Raw genomic sequence first — 23,634 nt, forward strand, 5'->3', positions numbered from 1 at the left:
TCAGGAAACTGACTCTTTTTTTCTATATATTTATCTATAACTAAACTATACATAAAAGTAGTATATTCCGATGGAAGTGGTGATGTTTTTGCGAATGTTATGGGCTCAAATTTGGATGATCCTTTCACATAAATCATTTTTATGGATTCTTCTTTTTATAAATATATTAGGTTCCGTCTACGGATATGATTGGTATATGTGGCAACTGGAAATCACGGAACCGAAATTTTGGATTTTCGTACCGGATAGTCCTACCGCTACTTTGTTCTTTTGTATTGCTATAATAGGCTGGCTACTTAATCGAAACTTCAAATTGATGGAAGCTCTTGCACTCATCACTTTAGTAAAGTATGGCTTATGGGCAGTCGTTATGAATTTGTTAACTCTCGTTGTAACGGGTTCAATTGGTTGGGTAGGCTGGATGTTGATAGGCTCGCATTTCGCGATGGCATTGCAAGGAATCTTGTACTTGCCAAAATACAAGTTCACAGCTTGGCATATTGCAATTGCCGCAATTTGGACACTTCATAATGACGTCATCGACTATATTTTCGGACAAATGCCGATTTACCATGACCTTACGCAATTTAGCCCTCAAATTGGCTATTTCACATTTTGGTTATCTATGGCTTGTATTGCTATTGCAATGTGGAATTATAAGTCAAGGCTGGATTTACAGATGATGAAAGCGTAGTAAATAGTTGCAGTAAGACAGTAAACATTATAAAATTAAGGATAGAGAGAAAGGGGAGAACTAGACGTGTTCTGGATTTACTTTGGTATCATTTTATTGCTTCCTATCTATGCGCAATTTAAAGTGAAAAGCACATATAAAAAGTATTCAAAGATTCGTTCGACTTCTGGAATGACAGGTGCTCAAGTAGCGAGGCTCATTTTAGATCAAAATGGTTTACATGATGTAAAAGTAGTGGAAAGCCAAGGATTCTTAACGGATCACTATAATCCATTGACAAAGATTGTGGCATTGTCCACAAGTAACTATCATGAATCATCTGTAGCAGGTACTGCGGTAGCGGCGCACGAAGTTGGCCACGCTATTCAAGACAAAGAAGCTTATTCATTCTTGCGTTTCCGCCACAGATTGGCGCCCGTCGCAAGTATAACTTCTAACGCATCATGGGTATTTATCATGATCGGGATTATCTTCTCTAGCATGAATTCTTTGCTAGGTATCGGAATCCTGTTGATGGCAGTTGGAGTACTATTCCAAATTGTTACATTGCCAGTAGAATTTAATGCATCATCACGTGCGATGGATCAAATCGTTCAACTTGGTATCATCCGTAATGATGAAGAACCACAGGCGAAAAAAGTATTGAGTGCGGCCGCTATGACATATGTTGCTGCAACTGCAGTAGCTGTACTTGAGCTAGTGCGTTTGATTTCAATCTTTTTAAACCGCGACTAATAAATAGGGAAAATCCTTCTGCTAAAATTAAAATGTACCCTTTGTAAAGGACAATTATAAAAAAAGCCTAAGCTGCTTGTTGAAGCTGTCGTCTGTATTCTGCAGGCGGCAGCTTTTTCAAGTTCCACTGCCCGCGATAATGGTTATAGTACGTCATATAACTCTTGATTTCCCGCCTAACTTCTTCCATTGTCTCACAATCTTTTATATTGGTTTCATCCTTGAAGTGACCGAAAAATGATTCCTGTGGAGCATTATCCCAACAGTTCCCTCTGCGTGACATCGATTGTCCTAACCCCATTTTCTTCACTGCTGCCTGATACTTTGGGTTTGTATAATGAAATCCTTGATCTGAATGTATAAAGGCATCTGTCATTAAATGACGATGTTTCTTTAGTTTGCGAAGCGTATTCATTGCGATCTCCAAACCTAACGAAGAAGAAACTTCATAGGCTAAAATTTCATTCGTTTGGGCGTCTTTAATCGTTGACAAGTAAGCACGTTTGCCATTTCCATATGTCAAATAGGTGATGTCGGTCAATAATACCTTTCCAGCCACCCCTTGCTTAAACTCACGTTGTAACGTGTTTTCACATGTGCGGTGCTCTTTCGTCGCCTTTGCCATACGACGTGCTGGGTTGGCTTTGCGGATGGGACAGATGATATCGAATTTTTTCATAATCCGGCGAATGCGTTTTAGGTTATATGTAATGCCGTACTGATTTTCGAGTGTCATTTTAATTTGGCGTGCTCCTTTTTTTCGTCCTCGAAAATGATAGGCCTTTAAAATGATTTCCTTTACAACTTCGTCTGCCTGTTCGCGAGCGGCACGTTTCTGTTTAGATTTCTCTCCAAAGTGCCTATAGTAGCCCGAACGCGATACCTCCATAAGTTCGCATAAGTAGCTCACCAAACGTGCTAATTTATACTTTTGGATGGTGAAATTAATTAGTTCATATTTTAGCGTCGTTTGGATTGTGATTTCTTTTTCATCATCTGCCTTTCGAGTAGATCGAGCTTTTTTAACAGTTCATTTTCCGCCTGTAATAAGCGGTTTTTCGCTTCTAGACGTTCAATCTTTTCTTCGGATGTCAAGTCGCGTTCTGATGGACGGCCTGAATTGGTTTTTCGTGTGTCTTGTAAGCCTTCCACCCCGCTTTTTCTATAGGCGGCACGCCAACGCTTTCCTGCAGATTTAATCCGAACTGCTCCTATTAAATCGGCATCTAATCCAGCCTCTTCAAAAATGTCTCGCGGCAGTTTTCCTTTTTCATTTTCCGAAATAAAATGACGTTTAAACTCATCTGTATAGGTGATGGATTTATCACTAACAGCTTGTACGTTAGGATTGCATTGCAAGCGTGCTTGTTCTTTTAAGGTAAACAATCGTTCAGTCACATTCATCCGCTCCCACATCTTTTTATTCATTATAAACAAAAGTACCCTATAGGATAGACTTTTTTCAAAGTGTCTATCTTATAGGGTACATTTTAAATAGCAGAAGGATTTTTTTAATCACCGATTGGCCGTTTTTGTTCATCCAATGTAAATCCTTCCCCCATTACATCATGTACTTCCATCATGGAGACGAATGCTTCGGGATCTACAGAAGTGATGAGATTTTTTAATCGAATCATTTCATTTTTACCGACTACGCAATAGAGGATTTCACGATTTTCTTTTGAAAAATGGCCGTAACCTTTGAACACGGTTACGCCTCTCTCCATGGAATCTGATATTTTACTGGCGATCTCATCCGGGAAGTTCGTTACAATGAATGCACCTCTCGCAGAGTACGCCCCTTCTTGAACGAAATCAATGACGCGTGCTCCAACGAAGAGCGCAACCAATGTATACATCATTGAGCGATAATCTAAATAGACAGCCCAGGATAATAAAATGATAGCGGCGTCAAAAACAAACATCGTTTTGCCCATCGTAATTCCATATTTCTTATGCACGAGTCTCGCTATGATATCGGAGCCGCCTGTTGTCCCACCGCTTCTAAATATAACACCTAGTCCCACACCGATGAAGACGCCAGCAAAGAGCGCGACTAGGAACAAATCGCCTTCCATATGAATATTCACTTGATACTTCATAAACACTTTAATGAAAACCGACACTGCCACTGTACCGATGATGGTATAGATGAAAGAACGTCTGCCAAGCATTTTCCAGCCTATTAAAAACATAGGGATATTCAGCAATAAATTCATCAAAGCAGGGTCCCAATTGAAAGCAAACAGCAGGATTAACGTAATTCCCGTAAATCCACCTTCTGCCAGTTCATGCTGAATCGTAAAGTTCACAAGTCCAAAACTAAATAGCGCTGCACCTAAAATAATCATTAAAATATTCCGTATGCGAATTCCAGCGAACAAACACAACACTCCCCCTACTAATCGGTTTTTTATGTAATCGAGCTCTTGTCCTATGTACGCGCTTATTATCATTCGATAAAACGTGCAATATACATAGTATGTGCTAAATATTATATTTTGACAATAGCCGGAAGAATGCATACGATAGGAAGGGGAGTGATTGTGATGACTAAAACGATGGAACAATTACAACAAGATGTTGATACATACATAACCGGTTTTAAAGAAGGATACTTTCCCCCGATGGAACTCATCGCACGGCTGACAGAAGAGTTAGGGGAATTATCCCGTGAAGTACAGGATCGCTACGGTATGAAGAAGAAAAAATCTACTGAAGCCGTCCGAACGTTGGAGGAAGAAACAGGCGATTTATTATTCGTCTTAATTTGTTTTGCTAACTCACAACAAATCGATTTATCTGAAGCGCTTGATACCGTATTGACAAAGTTCAATACAAGAGATAAAGACCGTTGGACCAAAAAGGAGGAAAAGAATGATGATTAAATTAGCGATAGCAGGTGCACGTGGAAGAATGGGTGGGACTGCTATAGTAGCAGGAACGGAAGCTGCAGATATTGAAATCGTGGCGGTACTTGATTATAAACATGACGGGGAATATTTACATAATGGAACAGTAACTGATGCCAAGGACGGAATACCGATTTATACATCGCTTGAAGCGTTGCATGCCGCACACCATCCTGATGTATTACTCGATGTCACGGACCCCGATGCAGTATTTGCTAACGCAAGTCAAGCCTTGTCACTAGGCATGGATGTAGTAATCGGGACATCTGGTTTGACTCCCGAAATGCTCACAGATTTAGAGAACCTTTCCAATGAACAGCAAAAAAGCTGTATTATTGCACCAAATTTTTCGATTGGCGCTGTCCTCATGATGAAATTTGCTCAACAAGCCGCTCGTTACTTGGGAGACGTTGAAATACTTGAAATGCACCATGATCGGAAATTGGATGCACCGTCCGGAACAGCTGTTAAAACGGCTGAGATGATCCGTGAAGTACGTGCAGCTCACATCCAAGGTCACCCAGAAGAACAAGAGAAGCTTAAAGGTGCACGCGGTGCAGATATAGAAGGAATGAAGATTCACAGTATTCGTTTACCGGGATTACTCGCACATCAGGAAGTACTACTTGGTGGTGAAGGGGAGTTGCTCAAGATCCGTCACGATTCATTCGACCGGAAGTCCTTTATGCCGGGTATATTACTATCGATTCGTGAATCTGTTTCTACTCCGCGATTTATTTACGGGCTTGAAAATATTATAGATTAAACTTTTGCAGTGAGGCGGTTAACATATGCAACAAAGAAAATTAAAAGTAGGTGTCATTTGTTACCCATCGCTTGGAGGTTCAGGTGTAGTAGCGACGGAGTTAGGACTTAAAATGGCGGCCAAAGGTCATGAGATGCACTATATTACATCGAGTAGACCTTTTCGATTTTTAGATATCCATCCGAATATCCAGTTTCATGAAGTGACGATTGAAGGGTATGCAGTTTTTAAGTATCCGCCGTACGACATTGCCCTTGCCAATCGCATAGCGCAAGTCATCGAATCAGAACAGCTGGATTTGCTACACGTTCACTACGCCGTGCCACACGCAATCTCCGCTATTTTGGCGAAAGATATGGCGCAATCATCTATTGGCATCATCACGACCCTACATGGCACCGATGTGACAATTCTTGGTCACGACCCTGCATTAAAAAATACTTTGTCTTACGGTATCAATAAGTCCGATCGTGTGACAGCTGTATCCCGTTCATTACGCAATGAAACGATCGAGTTGTTGCAACCGACGACAGAAATTCGAACAATTTATAATTTCATTGATGAAGAAAAGTATTATCCACGTGAAGTGGGACATCTTCGGGAAGAACTTGGCATTGCGTCGGATGAAAAAGTCCTAATCCATATATCTAATTTCCGTAAAGTGAAGCGTATTCCCGATATTATCGAAAGCTTCCGATTGATTGATAAGCAGCATAAAGCGAAATTATTATTAGTTGGTGAAGGCCCAGAAAAATTCGCTTTGGAAGAGTTTGTTACTACTCACGGGTTGCAAGAAGATATTTACTTCTTAGGGAAGCGTAACGATCTGCCCGAATTATTATCAATCAGTGATGTGATGTTGTTACTTTCCGAGAAAGAAGCATTCGGTCTCGTGCTGCTTGAAGCTTTTGCTTGTGGTGTGCCAGCTATAGCAAATGCGATCGGTGGAATTCCAGAAGTTGTTCAAGACGGCGTTAATGGATTTTTAGTAGAACTAGGTGATGTACAAGCCGTCGCCGATCATGTGACACAGTTACTAAGTGATCCGGATTTGCATCAACACATGAAAAGCAATGCTATACGTACCGTACAGGAAGAATTCAGTTCCGAATCGATTGTAGCGCAATATGAAGAATTATATTATGAAGTGGCGGCGATGAAATGACAACTTCTTTCGGTTCAGCAGCAAGTCGGCAAGTAGTTAGGGAATTGCAAGCAGCGGGTTATGAAGCCGTCTTTGTCGGCGGTGCAGTTCGTGATGCCGAGCTTGGTAAAAAGCCGCTAGATATTGACATTACAACTTCCGCAACACCGTCTCAAGTCAAAGAAGTGTTTAGACGGACAATTGATGTTGGTATTGAACACGGTACGATCCTTGTGCTGATGCATGGAGAGCCGATTGAAGTGACGACATACCGTACAGAAGCTACAACTAGCGATGCTTGTTATCCCGTCTATGTAGCATCATTACGAGAAGATTTGCAACACCGTGACTTTACGATCAATGCACTCGCTATGACGGTAGACGGGGAACTCATTGATTTATTTGATGGACTCGAGGATTTACAGCGAAAAGTCATCCGTGCTGTTGGGAAGCCTGAAGAACGCTTTCAAGAAGATCCGTTGCGAATTTTCCGTGCCTTGCGCTTTTCATCTGTCTTGGATTTTGATATAGAAATGGAAACATTGCATTCGATGAGGACGCGGCTTCCTTCATTGCATCATGTGGCGATTGAACGGATCAAGACAGAGATGGATAAACTGTTTCAAGGGCAGAACCCTTCACGAGCTTTTCATTACGGACGTGAAATTAAATTGCCCGAACAGTTTCCTGAGTTATTTGCAGCGTTTGAATCGCTAGATCGCTATACACCATTTCTTCACGCGCGCCATGGCTTTTCTGCAATGCTTGTAGTAACCGACACACCCGCAACAGAACTGGCTCGGCTCTTCAAATTATCTAATGACGAAAAACGCTTCTTGAAACAATGTGAAGAAGCATATGCTAAACGCAAGCATCGAGCGTTTGATTCGTGGGATTTCTATATTTATCCAACCGACATACTAGAAGTAGTGGGGAAAATCTTTAACGCAAATCATGAAGATTATGATATAAGCAAAGAGCAAATTGAACAGTATAAAAAACAATTACCGATTCTGCAACGCACAGACTTGTCTTTCACTGGCAAGGATTTGTTAAGATGGTCAGGAAAAAGTGCTGGCAAATGGACAAGTGATTGGATCATGAAAATTGAACGAGCAGTTGTCTACGGACACATTAAAAATGACGCACTGGCGATAAAGGAATGGTTTATCAATGAAATCTCCCGTGAAAAGTGAATTATTGAAACGATTATTTGCCGCACAAGGCGAGCCGATATCGGGTCAAGATATTGCCGATGAATTCGGTCTTTCGCGCACTGCAATCTGGAAATATATTAAAGAACTTGAAGAAGAGGGCTATGAAATCGGGTCACAGCGTAAAAAAGGCTATTATTTAATCGAAGCACCCGATTTGGTCAACAAAGGGAACATCACCGAGTATTTAACGACAGAACGCTATGGTCGGACTATTAAATATTTTACAACTGTGCCCACTACGCAGACAATAGCTCATGAAGATGCGCAAAATGGTGCGGAAGATGGCACATTGATTATTGCGGAAGAACAGACAGCTGGTAAAGGACGTTTAGCGAGACCATGGACATCTAAGGCCAATCGAGGTGTTTGGATGAGTTTGATCATTCGCCCTGACTTGGCGCCTCAATATGCGCCGCAACTGACATTGGTTGCAGCGGTCGCAATTGTTCGTGCAATTGAAGAAGTAGCGGATATTCAACCAGTTATTAAGTGGCCGAACGATATTTTAATCAATGGCAAAAAAGTCACAGGTATTCTGACAGAGCTTCAGTCAGATCCCGACCGTGTCAAAGCAATTATTTTAGGAATGGGTATTAACGCTAACCAGCAACAGTCTGATTTTCCTGAAGAACTGCAAACAATTGCGACTTCATTACGTATTGAAAAAGGGGAAATGATTGACCGTGCACAATTAGTGGCAGCGATTCTTAAGTACCTTGAGCAATATACAGACTTATATGTTGAAAAAGGATTTGCACCGATTAAAATTTTATGGGAGAGCTATGCTGCGATAACGGGTAAGAAAATCAAAGCGAGTATGGTCCATGAAACAGTTGAAGGTATTGCACTGGGTATTTCCCATGATGGCATGCTGGAACTACGACTTGCAGATGGCACGGTCCGTGGTATTTATTCCGCAGATATTGAAGTTAAGAATTAAAACTATACAGGTTCTTACAGTTTTGATATAGTGTACGCATAGGGCGGTATCAATTTTAGAGCTGCACCTGTTTGGCAAATGAATTATATAAGAAATCTGCCTTGATCTATTTAGACAGGGACGGAGGAAGCAAAATCAAACGCTTACGCAACCCTTCTGTCCAAATTTGGATCAGTAGGGTTTTATTTTGGTTTTTTTGCCTACCAAACGCCTGCTGAAATCAGACGTAAAGGAGAAGATGAACAATGAAAACCACAACAGATTTTTCCAAAATGAAAGCGAACGGTGAAAAGATTAGTATGTTGACGGCATATGATTATCCGACAGCACAAATTGCAGAACAGGCGGAGATTGATGTACTTCTTGTCGGAGATTCCCTTGGCATGGTCGTGCTTGGCTATGATTCGACAGCACATGTAACGCTGGACGAAATGAGTCACCACGGTAAAGCGGTTCGACGAGGTGCAAAAAATACATTCGTTATTGTAGATATGCCATTTGGTACGTATCACGGATCTGCTGACACAACGTTACAGAATGCTTTACGTTTATTCCAGGAAACTTCTGCGAATGCACTGAAAGTAGAAGGAAGCGGTGCAGTCATCGATAAAATCAAGTTGTTGACGACAGCTGGCATACCAGTATGTGCGCACTTAGGATTGCTTCCGCAGTCTGCTGGAGTCAGTGGCGGATACAAAGTACAAGGGAAAACGGCAGCTGCAGCTAAACAGCTAATTGAAGATGCCAAAGCTTGTGAAGAAGCGGGTGCGTTCATGATTGTACTGGAATGTATTCCTTTCCAATTAGCGAAAGAAGTTGCGCAGGCAGTATCAGTTCCTATCATTGGAATCGGCGCGGGTGCTGAAGCAGATGGGCAAGTACTGGTATTCCATGACATGGTGCGCTACGGCAACCACAAACTACCAAAGTTCGTTGAAAGTTACGCAGAAGTCGGTAAAGATATCGAAGGCGCGATGAAATTATATAATCTAGCAGTTAAGGACGGTTCATTCCCTTCTGAAAGCCATCGTTTTACAATGAAAGAAGAAGAACTTGAAGCATTATACGGAGGCAAAACACTATGAATACTAGTGCCACCATGCAAATTGTCCGCTCCATTGCAGAATTGCAAAACATTCTGAATCCAAGAAAACGTGAAGGGCGCACAGTAGGTTTCGTACCGACAATGGGCTTCCTTCATGAAGGTCATATGGAATTAGTCGAAGAAGCTAGAAGAGACCATGATATTGTCGTCATGAGTATTTTCGTTAATCCTGCGCAGTTCGGGCCGGGAGAAGATTATGAAGCCTATCCACGCGATGAGCAACATGACGCGGAACTGGCTTCTACAGCAGGTGTCGACTATTTATTTATTCCTTCTGTTGAAGAAATGTATCCTCGTAAGAGTGGGATCAGTATTTTGCCTGGTGAACAAGCTTCGCGTCTTTGCGGAGCTTCAAGACCAGGACATTTCGACGGAGTGTTGAAAGTACTATTAAAGTTATTTAGCATCGTGGATCCAGATGAATCTTATTTTGGGATGAAGGATGCGCAGCAACTAGCGATTATCGAAACATTTGTACGTGATTTCAATCTTCGCACATCAATTGCACGTGTACCTACTGTGCGTGAAAATGACGGACTTGCGAAAAGTTCTCGTAATGTTCGTTTGCTTGAACATGAACGAAATGAAGCGAGTGCAATCTACCGTGCACTGTGTCAGGGGAAACGCAGTTATTATGAAGGCGTTCCGCTGCAAGAAGTAGTGAAGATTGTACGTAAAGCAATTGAAGAAGAAACATCCGGTACGATTGATTATGTTGAAGCACTTGCCTATCCCTCTTTAGAAGAGAATATCAATGATATGGAAGAAGTGATCTTGGCCGCAGCGGTCCAATTTACTTCCGCAAGATTGATAGATAATATTATTATGTCAACTATAAAGGATGAGAAAAATGTTTAGAATGATGATGAATGGAAAATTACATCGTGCTACTGTTACGGAAGCTAATTTGAATTACGTAGGCAGCATTACAATCGATGGAGCATTATTAGAGGCTGCGGGTATGTTGCCGAATGAGAAGGTACAAATCGTCAATAATAACAATGGTGCGCGCTTCGAGACATATATTATCGAAGGAGAGCCAGGAAGTGGTGTGATTTGTGTCAATGGAGCTGCAGCGCGTCTTGTGCAGCCGGGCGACATTGTGATCATTCTTTCTTATGCGTATGTGTCCGACGAAGAGGCACGTACGCATCAACCAACTGTGCTGATTATGGATGAACAGAATCGTGTGAAGGAAGTAATCACCGAAAAGCCAGGCGTCGCGATTTTCTAAAAAGTATTGAACCCCCATTTGAGAGTTATTCGAATGGGGGTTTCATTTGTAGAATAAGTAAGTAGGAAGAGGTAGCAATGTCGATCTGCGTTCCAGGCTGGAGCTACAATCCCGAACCACTACCTAAATATCCCTTTCAATTTGTTTGGTATGATGGGTTTCTTTTATGACCACATGCAAGACGTGAGTCGCCGTGGTAAATGTGATACAATTTGCATTAGAAACCAAATAGGAAGTTGATGATGGTATGTCTACAAGCAAATATGCAGTTGTCGATTTGGAAACGACTGGTCATTCACCTTTAAATGGAGATCGGATCATTCAAATTGCCATTGTATTTATTGAAAACAATAAAATAACAGATACATATATGCGTTACGTACATCCCCAGCGCCCGATTCCACCTTTCATTCACCAGCTGACATCCATTGGTGATGAAGAGTTGAAGGATGCTGCCCCTTTTGAAAAGATTGCTGAAGAAGTGGCTGATTTGCTTACGGGATGTATTTTTGTCGCGCACAATACAGACTTTGATGTATCATTTCTACAAAAAGAATTGGTTCGTTGCGGTATGGCAAAATGGCATGGCAAGACGATCGATACGGTAGAACTAGCGAAGATTATGTATCCTACTTTACCTGGCTATCGTCTGCAAGATATTGCTGAATCATTAAATATTTCATTGAAGCAAGCACATCGGGCAGATGATGATGCAGAAGCGACAGCGTTGTTTTTATTGAAGGCTATTGAGAAAATCAAAACGTTGCCTAAAGAGACGCTGAATCGTATGCATGAGCGTTCATTTGCAATGAAATCGGATGTGTCGACATTATTTTATGAAGCGCTTAAGCATGTACGTGGAAAAGACACGTCCAGTGACTATGCACTATTTCGTGGGATTCCCTATTTGCAATCTAAACCAACCACTACATCGTGGCCACAGCCAATAGAATTTCCTATCGACGACATGGCGAAAGAACGAGTCATGCAGAAAATTCATCCGTCTTATCATGTTAGGGAAAGTCAAGCACACTTAATGGATTTGACATGGCAAGCTTTTGTTGAAAAGAAGCAAATCGCAGTGGAGATTCCAACGGGTGTTGGTAAGACGATTGGCTACTTAGTGCCTGCTTTGATTCGCGCCTATGAAACGAAACAGCCGGTTGTCATTAGTACGTATACGAATCACTTAGTCGACACACTCGCTGAAGAAGTCCAGAAGCTTGAAAAGGCTTTGCAAATGACGATTCCCACGACTGTTGTTAAAGGTATGGCGAATTATATTTCAGTTGGGAAATTTGAAGAACTTTTGCATTTTAACGATGAGGTTTATGATGATTCCATCACAATTATGCAGTTATTGGTCTGGTTAACGGAAACGACGACTGGCGATTTAGATGAAGTCAATGTATCAGGTGGCGGTCAACTGTTTATCGACCGTATTCGTAAGCGTTCAATGCGGGTAAAGAAAGACGAGCGGGTGGCGGATTTTTATACGCATACATTAAAAAACTGTCAGCAGTCGATGGTGATCTTGACGAATCATTCCATGCTGGTGAATGACCAGCAACGTTATGATCCATTGTTCCATTCCATCAGTGGATTGGTGATTGATGAGGCCCATCAAATGAACCAAGCGGCAATTCGGACGCATCAACAAGTATTTTCTTATACGAAATGGAAGTATGTAATGAGTCAGTTGAACGGTTTAGCTAGCTGCCAACTATTGTTTGATATTCAGGATATCTTAAAGCGATTTCATTTCAATCATAAAACGTCTACTGAACGTCTTCAATATTCATTCAATGAATTCATGTTGGCATTTGACGAGTCGATGCTTATACTAGCGAACTCCAATTCAACGAACGACAATAAGTCGACAACGAGAACTGTGAAGCCATTATCCAAACGTTTGCGGACGAATGAAATCTTCGACAAAGTGTTGCGTAAGATGAATGAATATATAAGTGTGACCGAAAACTATGCAATGCCCATCCAAAACTTGTCGAATGAATTGACTTTACATGAGCAAGCAGCACTAAGTGAATGGTTTTATTGGATCAATGAAATGAAAATCAAAGCGGGCGAGTGGATAGAATTATTTTTGGAGCAACCAAACAGAAGCACTACCATTTGGATGGAGAAAGACAGCCGAAGTTTACCTGGCAGTTTACAAATTAAAAAAAGTCCAGTAAATGGTTCAGAAGTGATCCGTAATTTTATTGATACGTTTGAAGGCGAAACGGGCATCGTCTGGACGTCCGGAACATTAACGGCGGGACAACAGGACCGTTTCGTGCTAGACCAGGCAGGATTGCCTTCTAGCGTGCCGCTTTATACATTTGAGGCTCCAGCCAACTTCTATGAAGGTGCGCATACATTGATTGTGGAAGATATGCCGGATATTCAGCAAGTTTCAAATGATGAGTACATTGAAGCGGTAGCAGATGCATTGATCCAAACGGCCGTTGCGATTGAAGGACGCGTATTTGCCTTGTTCTTATCTCATGATATGTTGAAGAAGACATATCAAACGGTACTTGACAGCGAGTCATTACAAGAAGAATACATGCTGATCGCACAAGGTGTCAGCTCGGGAAGCCGTCATAAGTTGCTGAAGACGTTTAAGCAGCAAAAGAAAGCTGTATTATTCGGTACGACAAGCTTTTGGGAAGGTGTGGATGTGCCGGGTGAACAATTAACTGCGGTGGTCATCGTTCGTTTACCGTTTACTTCACCTGAGGAGCCATTATTTAAGGCTCGGTCAGAAGCTTTAGTTGCGGAGCATAAAAATGCATTCACCCATCTTGGTTTACCCGAAGCCATACTGCGTTTCAGACAGGGGTTCGGCAGATTGATTCGTTCAACCGATGAACAAGGATTCTTTATCATATTGGACCGACGCATTGATACTAAATCCTACGGCCAATCCTTTTTACAAGCTTTACCTAAATCATTAGTGAAAAAAGTATCTTTGGAAGGTCTAGTTAACGAGATCGAAAATTGTTATAATGAGTGATGTACAAAAAGAAAGCAGGTTAGAAAATGAATCGAAAAAAATCTGCGGTTCATTCGATAGGAAGTGACACTTATGCTCAACTGGATTAAGTTTCTATTCCTATTTTTACTCGCGCTCGGGTTCACGATTACTATAGTCGTTTTCTATCAAGCGGAAAAACCGTTTGCTACATCTGAAAACAGAGCGAAAGAAGCCATATTGGCAAATAACGTTCTTGAAAAAGTAGATAAGATGGATCATTTTCATGGTAAAACGTCATGGATTACCGTTTATGGTACAGATAAAAATAACCATGAAAAAATTATCTTCGTGGAAGAAAAGACGACAAAGATTCTGAAAGCTGTATCAATCAAAGATGGTATTACAAAGCGGAAAGCCAAAGACATCATACAAAAAGAGGAGAACGTCGAAAAAGTCCTCAACGCCTCATTGGGTTTGGAAAATGACACCCCGTTTTGGGAAGTTAGTTATCTCGATAACGAGGATTTCTTACACTACGCGTATCTGAATTTTGCAGATGGAAAATGGTTAAAGCGAATTTCAAAATTATAGAGAAAAATGGGATTAGGACAAAAGGAGAGCGGTCAATTTGAGAAAGCAATTAGCGTCCAGAGTAAGTACTTTATCACCATCTACAACATTAGCGATTACAGCTAAGGCGAAAGAAATGAAGGCAGCGGGCATCGATGTGATCGGACTTGGAGCTGGCGAACCGGATTATAATACGCCTCAAAACATTTTGGAAGCAGCATACCAATCAATGAAGGATGGTAAGACGAAATATACTCCAGCTGGTGGTCTCCCACAATTAAAGGATGCCATAATTGACAAATTGAAAAGAGACCAAGGATTGACTTATACGCGCAAGGAAGTGTTAGTCGGTATTGGAGCGAAGCATGTACTCTATACACTTTTCCAAGTGTTGCTTAATAAAGGCGACGAAGTCATCATACCTTCGCCATTCTGGGTGAGTTATCCTGAACAAGTGAAGCTTGCAGAAGGCACACCGGTGTTCGTTGAAGGAACAGCAGCTGAGCAGTTCAAAGTATCAGCCAAGCAAATCCGTGATGCTATCACGGATCAAACAAAAGCGATTATCATCAACTCACCAGGTAATCCAACAGGTATGATTTATTCAAAAGAAGAACTCACAGCGATTGCGGAAGTTTGCCGTGAAAAAGATGTGTGGATCATTTCAGATGAAATTTATGAGAAGCTTGTTTATGATGATAAAGAGCATGTATCGATCGCACAGCTATCAGAAGATGCAAAAGATCGTACATTCATTATTAATGGTGTATCGAAATCCCATTCAATGACAGGCTGGAGAATAGGATATATCGCGGGTAATGAAGAAGTGGTAAGCGCGATGACGAATCTTGCAAGCCATTCTACATCCAATCCGACGACGACTTCGCAATACGCAGCAATTGAGGCATATAACGGACCGCAAGACACTGTAGAAGTCATGCGAAAAGATTTTGAATCCCGCTTGAATCAAGCGTACCCTAAACTTTCTGCTATACCAGGTTTCCATGTATTGAAGCCACAAGGCGCATTCTATTTATTGCCTGATGTACAGGAAGCAGTAAAGAAAACGGGCTATGCAAACGTAGATGACTTCGCACAAGCATTATTGACAGAAGCTAAAGTGGCTGTCATCCCAGGCACAGGATTCGGTTCTGATACGACGATCCGTCTTTCCTATGCCACATCAATCGATCTGTTGGAAGAAGGAATTACACGTATTGATAAGTTTGTAAGAGATCATTGGAAAGCGTAAAACAGAAGCGACAAACACGTTGCTGATGAGAGGAAGTTTCAAATATGCAGCAAGATGAACGGCTGAAAATTTGGATGGAGCAGGGAAATGTTTCTATTTCCCAGCTCTTTTTTCAGCATTATAAACAATTGTTGATTTCGGATAGTGACGCCATGGTATTATTGCATTTGATCGCATTTCAAGGAGCGGGGAACTATTTCCCAACGCCTACCGATATTGCGAATCGTATGCAACTGCAAGAGAAAGATGTAACGAATTGCTTACAAAGAATGATGCAAAAGGGATTGTTTTCTATTGAGCAAAGTACCGATGAAAATAAAGTATTGCATGAAAAATTTTCATTTTATCCTTTATGGAAACGATTGATAGAAGAAGTCGAAAAACAAGCGGTGGAAACAGAAGAAGAAGTGATCAAGCAGGAAGAGGGAGAAATTTTCTCTTTGTTTGAGCAGGAATTCGGCCGCTTCTTATCCCCTATGGAATTTGAAACTATCGGTATGTGGATTGACAAAGATGGTCATTCAACAGAAATCATTCGGGCAGCATTAAGAGAAGCAGTACTGGCGCAAAAAATGAGTTTGCGCTATATTGACCGAATTCTATTTGAATGGAAAAAGAAAAATGTTAAAACCATGCGTGATGTAGAAAAGCAGACTAAAGCGTTTCGTCCAACAACTGTAGCCACAACACCGCAAGTGAAAACTGCGATTAAAGATGTGCCTTTCTACAATTGGCTCGAAGAACGGGAGTAGGTGAAACGATGCTGACAAAAACACAATGGCAAACATGCCTGCAAACGTTCGAAGAGATGTTTCCTGAAGCACATTGTGAACTCGTTCATAAAAACGCGTTTGAATTGTTAATTGCGACGCTTTTATCTGCACAATGTACGGACGTATTAGTTAACCGTGTGACTGCAGAGCTGTTTAAAAAATATGAGACTCCGGAAGATTATCTTGCCGTACCGATTGAGGAATTACAGCAAGATATACGTTCGATTGGTTTATTTCGTAATAAATCAAAAAATATCCAAGCGCTTAGCCTTCGGTTGATAGAAGAGTTCGGTGGGGAAGTTCCCCCTAATCGAGATATCATGATGACGTTACCAGGTGTAGGTAGGAAAACGGCCAACGTCGTCGTGTCGAATGCGTTCGGTGTGCCGGCACTAGCTGTCGATACACATGTCGAACGTGTAGCAAAAAGATTGGGTATGAATCGCTGGAAAGATCGCCCGATTGATGTAGAAGAAAAAATCATGCGTTGGACGCCGATGGAACTATGGACACAGACTCATCATCAAGTGATTTTCTTTGGTCGCTATCATTGCAAAGCGCAAAATCCCAACTGTCCAGAATGTCCATTATTGGATTTATGCCGCGAAGGACGAAAAAGGATGAAATCCAAATGACATATGAACTATTAAAGAAAAACGTGCAACAAGTACTCGATCTATGGCAACAGCAAAAGCCTGAATTAGAAAAGACATATGCTGTAAATGATACGCGTAAAATAGAATTAATAAAGCCGGCTATCGATCAGCTAGAGTGGCTAATTGAGCAAAGTGAACAAGTAGAGAACCCACATACTGGAAAAACGCACTACGCACTTGCGCCAAATAATTACGACGAACGGATCGAGTTCATCAAACTTCAAAAAAGCAGCCATTATGCATTAATTCAACTGACTATGCTATATGATGAGATGAAAAAGATAGCAGCGCGATTACGCGTTCAACAATAAATAAAAGAGCGATTCCACACGTAATTGTGTGGAATCGCTCTTTTTTAATTAGTAGAGGAGTCAGATGATGTATCACCGGCATCGTTAGGGTTTTGACCTTGTCCTGGATTTCCCTGATTTCCCTGATTGCCTTGGTTCCCTGGATTCCCTTGATTTCCTTGACCTTGGTTAGTTTGACCTTGTCCTTGACCTTGACCTTGATTTTGGTCTTGGTTGTTCTGATCGTTAGGTGGGGTATTGCCATCTTGATTGGTCGAACCGTCTGGATCCGATTGATTAGGATTTTCATTCTCGGAATCATTGTCGTTACTTGGGTCGTTGTCTGACTGATCATCTTCATTATTGTTTTGATCATTATTATTTTCATCAGGCTCAACGATTGGTTCGTCTTCAATGACGGGTTCATCAGCGCCTTTTATCGAAAGGGAAGCTGTAGCCGATCCACTTGTATAACCACCCATATTGGCACTGACATGGAATGTGTAGTTCTTACCGTATTCCACACCAGAGTAAGTCGTTTGTTTATCGGAAGTTGTCGTGATACTTTGTGCTCCACCACCATCAACAGAAACACTGACGTTGAATGTAGGACTTCCTAGACTGCTGTATTTATTCGGCACATCATAATTCCATTGTAATTGAATCGTATTGGAATTCGCATCGAATTGTGCGGTTAATCCATCTGGACTCGGAATTGAAACCTTTTCAGGAATTGATGCTTTTTTAGGTAACGTGCCTCTGACGAATAATTCAGTACTGATGAGATTACGAGAAGTGAAAGAACTAGCAAGCATAATAGGATCGCTGCCTTTGACAATCGAAGCTTCTTCGACTGAGTCCGGTTGACTAAACGTGCCAGGGTCTTTTGCGATACTGCTCATGACATCTCTGAATAAATTTTGTGGTACGTAACGTCCGTGATCATAGGTTTTAATCGGTGAGAAATCTCCGTACCCGCCCCATGTAGAAATGGTGTACTCAGTTGTATAGCCTGTAAACCACGTATCAGGTACATAATGACTTTCCATATTATCTTTCTTCATTCTTTCAGCGGGATAATTGGTTGTACCTGTCTTTCCAGCAATGTCCATATTGCTGATATTCGCTCGTGTTCCTGTCGCTCCATATTCGGTAAGGACGTCACGTAATACATCTGTAATCATGTAAGCGGTGGAATCTTTCATTGCGGTTACAGGATCCGGACGTAAATTCTTTTCCGTCTTGCCGTCACGCAATATAAGCTTATTTACAGTATGGGGTTTGGTGTAAATACCGCCATTACCGAAAGCAGCATATGCGCCTGCCATTTGAACGGTAGAGAATTCATCTCCACCACCAAGTGCATTGGATGAATCTATATTTTTATACGTAAAGCCAAGTTTATTAGCAAAGGCTTCTGCTTTTTTTGGTCCTACTTTTTCAAACGTCTTGACTGCGGGTATGTTTCTGGACCAGTACAGTGCTTGCCGCATAGTCAATGTACCGAGGAATTTACCATCCGCGTTACCGATGGCTGTACCTGAACCTTTATAGCTGTAAGGTTCATCTACCACCTTTTGACCTGTAGACCAATCTAATTCTTCGATTGCTGGACCATACGATAGAATCGGCTTAATACTAGAACCGGGTGCACGTTTGACTTCAGCAAAATTCAAGTTTCGCCCCGAATAATTGCGTCCGCCACCAATAGCCACGATGGCACTTGTTTTCGTGTCGAGCACCGTCATACCGGCTTCCATTTCATCTGATTCATAATAGCTTGGATCATTGATTGCGGCTTCTACTGTTTCTTGTACTTTTGGATCTAGAGCAGTTTGTACGGTGATTCCTTCAGATAGAAGATCGGTAAAACCAGCTGCTTCAATTTCATCCAGGACAGCATCTACATAAGCTGGGTATTTACCGAATACTTCACGATCTTCTTCCGCCAGTAGAGTGGAAGTGACTGGTACTTTTTTCGCTTCATTCATTTCAGCAGTCGTGATTTTGCCGTGACGCTCCATCAGTGTTAGAACAATATTCCGGCGCTTTTCTGCACGTTCCGGATTTTTAAATGGATTAAAGCCGTTTGGAGATTGTGGCATACCGGCTAGCATGGCCATTTCAGGTAAATCCAGTTCGCTTACTTTTTTTCCGTAGAAGTAAGTTGCGCCTGTCCCGATGCCGTAGCGAGTACCTGACATGAGAACTTTATTGAAGTACATCTCGAAAATTTCCTCTTTTGTATATTCTTTTTCTAGTTTATAGGCAAGCCAAGCTTCCTGTGCTTTACGCTTCAATGTTTTTTCGTTCTTCAGAAACGAGTTTTTAATAACTTGCTGTGTTAATGTCGAAGCACCTTGTGATCCAAATCCACTACGGAAATTGGCGATCACGGCTCCTCCAAGACGATAAAAGTCAATCCCACCGTGCTTGAAGAAACGAATGTCTTCTGTAGCTAGAATGGCATCTTTCATTTGTTCAGGGATTTCCTTATACGGTACGAATTCTCGTTTCTCTGCACCGAACTTCATGAACACATCGCCGTCTTTTGTCACGAAGTTAGAGGTAAGTGGATCTTTCAACAGCTCTTCGTCCAAGTCAGGTGCTGTACTTGCATAATAAGCAAATAATGAAGCCCCGCCAACTAGTACTAAGAGGAAAAGCGTTGCAATAGCTAAAAGGATTTTCTTCCATAATTGAGTAGGAAGCTTTTTCTGCGGACGCTTTGGTTTCTCCGTCACTTGTTTCTTTCTTCTTGCTGTTCTCGAGTTTATGTTATCACTCATAATATTTCCTGCCTTTCGCTTTCATTAATCTATCTTGCGCTTGATCCAATCCTTCACGGCTTGTATATAATCTAGCCGAGGGTGAAAACCGGTATTGATTTCGATGGATCGTTCTTCTATTTCAGATAATGTAATGGACTTTCGTCCGCCATCTTCCATGCGTTGCCACAAAGGATAAAATTCCTCGAATGGCAATAAGAAATATCGATCCAACAATGTGAAATTGACAATAAAAAAAGCAAGTCCGGATTGGTCGATTACTTGCTTCATATGCTGTACTTGATGCAAATGAATATTTTGCAGTGGCAATGAAGTTTTATTTTTCGTTTCCTTTGCTTCAAAGTCCACATAATATCCATTCCATACACCATTATAGTCAGTTGTCGAAGGTGTACGGAAATACGCTTCAGTGATCACTGCAGCGCTTCTTGCAGGATAGCGGACATTGACGATTTGTATGGGTACCGGCTTTTTATGGATGACGGCTAGACCATGCGCCAAATAGTATTCGTTTGTGTCGTTCAGTTCGTCTTCTAATGATTTACCCCGATTACTGAAGGAGTAGTCATAGGTTTTCTTTTTCGTAGAAGACACGGAAGGATTGAACTTTTTTCCGTTCGGATAACGTATCGCCAATGTGACCACCTCGTACTCTACATCATATCATACCGACTATTAGACGAGTTACCAAAAAGAAAGTTTCCATCGAGTTGAAAGTAGTCGAATTGGTGACGGCTTGGAATGTTTGTTCGTAGAAAGTGGAGCTGAAGTGGAATATCTGATAAAATGAAAAAAAGTACGTTTTTTTTACAATGAATCCTAAAGGAGTTTTATATAAATGAGCAAGATAGAAGACACAAAGTTATTGCTGACAATTTGTGATGAATGTGAACAGCGGTTTTATCGTATGAGAGAAACAGATCATGAACCAGATTTCTTTGAAGAAGTGAAGCCGTATGCTGATAATAGCCACCAGGCAATTGCGCAGTGGGCGGAAGAGATGAAAGTGTGGATACAGAAGAAAAAGCCGCGCTATGTGCATGACGTGCAAGTAGATTCGTTGAAAGACTCGATGACGCAATTCGTCGTACAGTCTTTCTACAAAGCCACCGGTAAAAAGCGCTTTATTCTTTCTATCCGTGCAGCACGCTATACATTGCAAACTGTTTTGGACGCAATGAACGCGGATCAAGGAGAGGACCATGTGAATGAATAAACAAAGTATACCTGAAACAATTCAAGAACTATTTGCTGATTCACGCTTTGGGCCGAATATCGCCTATATCGAAACGCTAAAGGAGCAAGAAGCCATCCTAGCGGAGTTTCCTCCTATATTGCATTCATCGATTCGTAAAGCGTTGGCAACGAAGGGAATTACTCAGTTATATAGTCACCAGCGACAAGCATTTGACAAAGTGAGTGAAGGACATTCGATTACCGCCATCACGCCGACTGCCTCGGGGAAGTCACTATGTTATCATTTGCCGGTACTGCAGTCGATTTTGGATGACCCATCTTCACGGGCACTGTATTTATTCCCAACTAAAGCATTGGCTCAAGATCAGCTAGCCGATTTGCATGAGTTGATTGAAGCGAGTGGCGAAACCATTTTAAGTCACACCTATGACGGAGATACGGCACCTGGCTTGCGAACTAAGGTTAGAAAATCTGGCCATATTATACTGACAAATCCGGATATGCTTCACTCAGCGATATTGCCCCATCATACTAAATGGATTTCATTGTTCGAGAACTTAAAATATATTGTGGTCGATGAACTTCATACATATAAAGGTGTGTTTGGCAGTCACGTGGCACATGTCTTAAGGAGATTACAGCGTATTTGCCGATTTTATGGTAGTGATCCAATTTTTATTTGTACGTCCGCAACGATTTCAAATGCCAAAAATTTAGCGGATAATCTGACAAATAAGGAAATGGTGCTAATTGATCAAAACGGAGCACCACGCGGCAAGAAACATTTCGTTTTTTATAATCCGCCAATTGTCCATGATGTGTTTGGCATACGAAGAAGTGCAGTGCTTGAAGTCCGTGATCTCGGCGCATTTTTATATCAAAAACATATTCAGACGATCATTTTTGCACGAAGTCGGGTACGTGTAGAAATGCTTGTCACGTATATGAAAGAACTGACAAAGAAAAAGTTATTCGATAAGACGGTAATGGGTTATCGTGGCGGTTATTTACCATCAGAACGCAGAACAATCGAAAGTGGTTTAAAAAATGGTGATATTCGCACCGTGGTCAGTACAAACGCCTTGGAGCTGGGGATTGATATCGGACAATTACAAGCATGTATCATGACAGGTTACCCGGGAAATATTGCCAGTGCTTTGCAGCAAGCGGGGCGTGCGGGCAGACGCCAGGAAGATGCGTTGATTATTTATGTAGCACAATCGATGCCGCTTGATCAATATATTATTCAACATCCGCAATATTTGCTCGGACGGCAGCCGGAAGAAATTCATATTCATCCAGACAATATGCTGATACTGATGGATCATCTGAAATGCGCTTCATTCGAACTGCCATTTAGCTCTACTGAGACGTATGGTGAATTTGAAGTACAGGAATTATTGGCGTTTTTACAAAGTGAAGGCGTCTTGTTACAAACATCGGATAAATGGCATTGGATGACCGATCGTTTTCCCGCTGGAGAAATCAGTTTGCGTTCCGCGTCACAAGAAAACGTCATCATCATTGACCAATCATTTCCAAAAGAGACACGTGTCATAGGAGAGATGGACCGGTTCAGTGCCATGACGTTGTTGCATGAAGAAGCGATTTACTTGCATCAAGGAACGCAATATCAAGTAGAGGAACTGGATTGGGAAGAGAAGAAAGCATACGTTACAGTGGTCGATGTAGATTATTTCACCGATGCAAATCTCGCGGTGGAACTGAAAGTCATCAGTGAAGACAAGCGGATGGAAGACGGGGAGCGTACGCTAGCTTACGGAGACTTAGCAGTACTCGCGATTCCAACGATCTTTAAGAAAATCAAATTTGATACGCATGACAATATTGGATCAGGCCCTATTTCGTTGCCTGCGGAAGAAATGCATACGTCAGGTACGTGGTTAACGTTTGATGTCCCCGAAGGCTGGGAGAAATCCGACTTGACTGACGCGATGACAGCTGCAGCGTTTGCGATTCAATCACTGGTACCGCTATTCATCAAGTGTGATCGAAATGATATCCATGTTGTACCGCAAGTGAAGGCGATTCACATGGAGCGGCCGACATTCTTTATTTACGACAGCTATCCAGGTGGAATTGGTTTAAGTGAAAATATTTATAGTCGTTGGAAAGAATTATTAATGCTCGCAGCGGATCATGTGGCGGAGTGTCGCTGTGAATACGGCTGTCCCGTCTGTATTGGAGCCCAAGAAGCAGGACAAAAGAATAACAAACATCGTGCACATAGCTTGCTAGCAGAGTTGGCAAAGTGAGTAGAAAGAGAGTCGAAGAGAAGTACTTCGACTCTTTTTTATGTAGAAAGAGAAAGTAGTTGGCGGAACCGGTAGAAGTTTCCAAATTCAATAAAAAATATCGA

22 protein-coding genes are annotated in these 23,634 nt (G+C 41.6%); 18 read left to right on the forward strand and 4 right to left on the reverse strand.

Features of this window, described 5'->3' with window-relative positions; all coding sequences use genetic code 11:
• The first annotated feature begins 82 nt into the window (after window positions 1-82).
• Both SporoP8_RS15795 and SporoP8_RS15800 read left to right on the forward strand, forming a co-directional pair.
• On the forward strand, window positions 83-694 hold the full coding sequence (locus tag SporoP8_RS15795; protein ID WP_198166133.1) for a lipoprotein heptaprenylglyceryl N-acetyltransferase LhaT: 612 nt from the start codon (window positions 83-85) through the stop codon (window positions 692-694).
• Between the two features lie 66 nt (window positions 695-760).
• Window positions 761-1,429: a zinc metallopeptidase gene (locus tag SporoP8_RS15800; RefSeq protein ID WP_085133403.1), complete on the forward strand. Its 669-nt coding sequence runs from the start codon at window positions 761-763 to the stop codon at window positions 1,427-1,429.
• 67 nt (window positions 1,430-1,496) lie between these two features.
• Here SporoP8_RS15800 and SporoP8_RS15805 read toward each other — a convergent pair.
• Both SporoP8_RS15805 and SporoP8_RS15810 read right to left on the reverse strand, forming a co-directional pair.
• Window positions 1,497-2,827 (reverse strand): IS3 family transposase gene (locus tag SporoP8_RS15805; RefSeq protein WP_232319244.1). Its coding sequence is split into 2 segments (ribosomal slippage): window positions 1,497-2,446 and window positions 2,446-2,827, totalling 1,332 coding nucleotides; the frame shifts between segments, so codons are not numbered across the junction.
• A gap of 113 nt (window positions 2,828-2,940) precedes the next feature.
• The gene (locus SporoP8_RS15810; RefSeq protein WP_369802565.1) at window positions 2,941-3,780 is read right to left on the reverse strand and encodes a YitT family protein; all 840 of its coding nucleotides are present in this window, start codon (window positions 3,778-3,780) and stop codon (window positions 2,941-2,943) included.
• A 198-nt stretch (window positions 3,781-3,978) separates the two neighbouring features.
• On the opposite strand from SporoP8_RS15810, the gene SporoP8_RS15815 reads away from it, so the two are divergent.
• The 14 genes from SporoP8_RS15815 to SporoP8_RS15880 all read left to right on the forward strand — a co-directional run bounded on the left by SporoP8_RS15815 (window position 3,979) and on the right by SporoP8_RS15880 (window position 17,289).
• Complete coding sequence (locus tag SporoP8_RS15815) at window positions 3,979-4,317, forward strand: nucleotide pyrophosphohydrolase (RefSeq protein ID WP_085133405.1); 339 nt, start codon at window positions 3,979-3,981, stop codon at window positions 4,315-4,317.
• Window positions 4,307-5,107, forward strand: a complete 801-nt coding sequence (dapB, locus tag SporoP8_RS15820; RefSeq protein ID WP_085133406.1) for a 4-hydroxy-tetrahydrodipicolinate reductase — start codon at window positions 4,307-4,309, stop codon at window positions 5,105-5,107. The genes SporoP8_RS15815 and dapB overlap by 11 nt, the downstream gene beginning before the upstream one ends.
• A gap of 25 nt (window positions 5,108-5,132) precedes the next feature.
• The gene (gene bshA / locus SporoP8_RS15825) at window positions 5,133-6,272 is read left to right on the forward strand and encodes an N-acetyl-alpha-D-glucosaminyl L-malate synthase BshA (RefSeq protein WP_085133407.1); all 1,140 of its coding nucleotides are present in this window, start codon (window positions 5,133-5,135) and stop codon (window positions 6,270-6,272) included.
• Window positions 6,269-7,447 (forward strand): CCA tRNA nucleotidyltransferase, encoded by a 1,179-nt coding sequence (locus SporoP8_RS15830; RefSeq protein ID WP_085133408.1) that lies wholly within the window; start codon window positions 6,269-6,271, stop codon window positions 7,445-7,447. Before bshA ends, SporoP8_RS15830 begins: the two co-directional genes overlap by 4 nt.
• Window positions 7,425-8,408, forward strand: a complete 984-nt coding sequence (locus SporoP8_RS15835) for a biotin--[acetyl-CoA-carboxylase] ligase (RefSeq protein WP_085133409.1) — start codon at window positions 7,425-7,427, stop codon at window positions 8,406-8,408. Before SporoP8_RS15830 ends, SporoP8_RS15835 begins: the two co-directional genes overlap by 23 nt.
• A gap of 245 nt (window positions 8,409-8,653) precedes the next feature.
• Window positions 8,654-9,493 carry a 3-methyl-2-oxobutanoate hydroxymethyltransferase gene (panB, locus tag SporoP8_RS15840; RefSeq protein ID WP_085133410.1) on the forward strand — a complete coding sequence of 280 codons (840 nt, stop codon included), beginning with the start codon at window positions 8,654-8,656 and terminating at the stop codon, window positions 9,491-9,493.
• Window positions 9,490-10,371: a pantoate--beta-alanine ligase gene (panC, locus tag SporoP8_RS15845; RefSeq protein ID WP_332308445.1), complete on the forward strand. Its 882-nt coding sequence runs from the start codon at window positions 9,490-9,492 to the stop codon at window positions 10,369-10,371. The genes panB and panC overlap by 4 nt, the downstream gene beginning before the upstream one ends.
• Window positions 10,364-10,747 (forward strand): aspartate 1-decarboxylase, encoded by a 384-nt coding sequence (panD, locus tag SporoP8_RS15850; RefSeq protein ID WP_083035608.1) that lies wholly within the window; start codon window positions 10,364-10,366, stop codon window positions 10,745-10,747. Before panC ends, panD begins: the two co-directional genes overlap by 8 nt.
• 247 nt (window positions 10,748-10,994) lie before the next feature.
• A complete protein-coding gene (gene dinG, locus SporoP8_RS15855; protein ID WP_085133411.1) occupies window positions 10,995-13,766 on the forward strand; it encodes an ATP-dependent DNA helicase DinG in 2,772 nt (923 codons plus the stop codon).
• Window positions 13,767-13,838: 72 nt separating this feature from the next.
• Window positions 13,839-14,318 (forward strand): cell wall elongation regulator TseB-like domain-containing protein, encoded by a 480-nt coding sequence (locus SporoP8_RS15860; protein WP_085133412.1) that lies wholly within the window; start codon window positions 13,839-13,841, stop codon window positions 14,316-14,318.
• A 37-nt stretch (window positions 14,319-14,355) separates the two neighbouring features.
• Window positions 14,356-15,549, forward strand: a complete 1,194-nt coding sequence (locus SporoP8_RS15865) for a pyridoxal phosphate-dependent aminotransferase (protein ID WP_085133413.1) — start codon at window positions 14,356-14,358, stop codon at window positions 15,547-15,549.
• A 44-nt stretch (window positions 15,550-15,593) separates the two neighbouring features.
• Window positions 15,594-16,301 carry a DnaD domain-containing protein gene (locus SporoP8_RS15870; RefSeq protein WP_085133414.1) on the forward strand — a complete coding sequence of 236 codons (708 nt, stop codon included), beginning with the start codon at window positions 15,594-15,596 and terminating at the stop codon, window positions 16,299-16,301.
• 8 nt (window positions 16,302-16,309) lie between these two features.
• Window positions 16,310-16,957: an endonuclease III gene (gene nth / locus SporoP8_RS15875; protein ID WP_085133415.1), complete on the forward strand. Its 648-nt coding sequence runs from the start codon at window positions 16,310-16,312 to the stop codon at window positions 16,955-16,957.
• Window positions 16,954-17,289 carry a YpoC family protein gene (locus SporoP8_RS15880; protein ID WP_085133416.1) on the forward strand — a complete coding sequence of 112 codons (336 nt, stop codon included), beginning with the start codon at window positions 16,954-16,956 and terminating at the stop codon, window positions 17,287-17,289. The genes nth and SporoP8_RS15880 overlap by 4 nt, the downstream gene beginning before the upstream one ends.
• A 44-nt stretch (window positions 17,290-17,333) precedes the next feature.
• Here the strand turns inward: SporoP8_RS15880 and SporoP8_RS15885 are convergent, their stop codons facing one another.
• The gene (locus SporoP8_RS15885; protein WP_085133417.1) at window positions 17,334-20,057 is read right to left on the reverse strand and encodes a transglycosylase domain-containing protein; all 2,724 of its coding nucleotides are present in this window, start codon (window positions 20,055-20,057) and stop codon (window positions 17,334-17,336) included.
• 24 nt (window positions 20,058-20,081) lie between these two features.
• The gene (gene recU / locus SporoP8_RS15890) at window positions 20,082-20,693 is read right to left on the reverse strand and encodes a Holliday junction resolvase RecU (protein WP_085133418.1); all 612 of its coding nucleotides are present in this window, start codon (window positions 20,691-20,693) and stop codon (window positions 20,082-20,084) included.
• A gap of 202 nt (window positions 20,694-20,895) precedes the next feature.
• On the opposite strand from recU, the gene SporoP8_RS15895 reads away from it, so the two are divergent.
• Together SporoP8_RS15895 and SporoP8_RS15900 are read left to right on the forward strand one after the other, a co-directional pair.
• Window positions 20,896-21,273 carry a YppE family protein gene (locus SporoP8_RS15895; protein WP_085133419.1) on the forward strand — a complete coding sequence of 126 codons (378 nt, stop codon included), beginning with the start codon at window positions 20,896-20,898 and terminating at the stop codon, window positions 21,271-21,273.
• A complete protein-coding gene (locus tag SporoP8_RS15900) occupies window positions 21,266-23,530 on the forward strand; it encodes a DEAD/DEAH box helicase (RefSeq protein WP_085133420.1) in 2,265 nt (754 codons plus the stop codon). Before SporoP8_RS15895 ends, SporoP8_RS15900 begins: the two co-directional genes overlap by 8 nt.
• Window positions 23,531-23,634 lie beyond the last annotated feature (104 nt).

It is taken from the genome of Sporosarcina ureae (genome assembly GCF_002101375.1).
GTDB lineage: Bacteria > Bacillota > Bacilli > Bacillales_A > Planococcaceae > Sporosarcina > Sporosarcina ureae_B.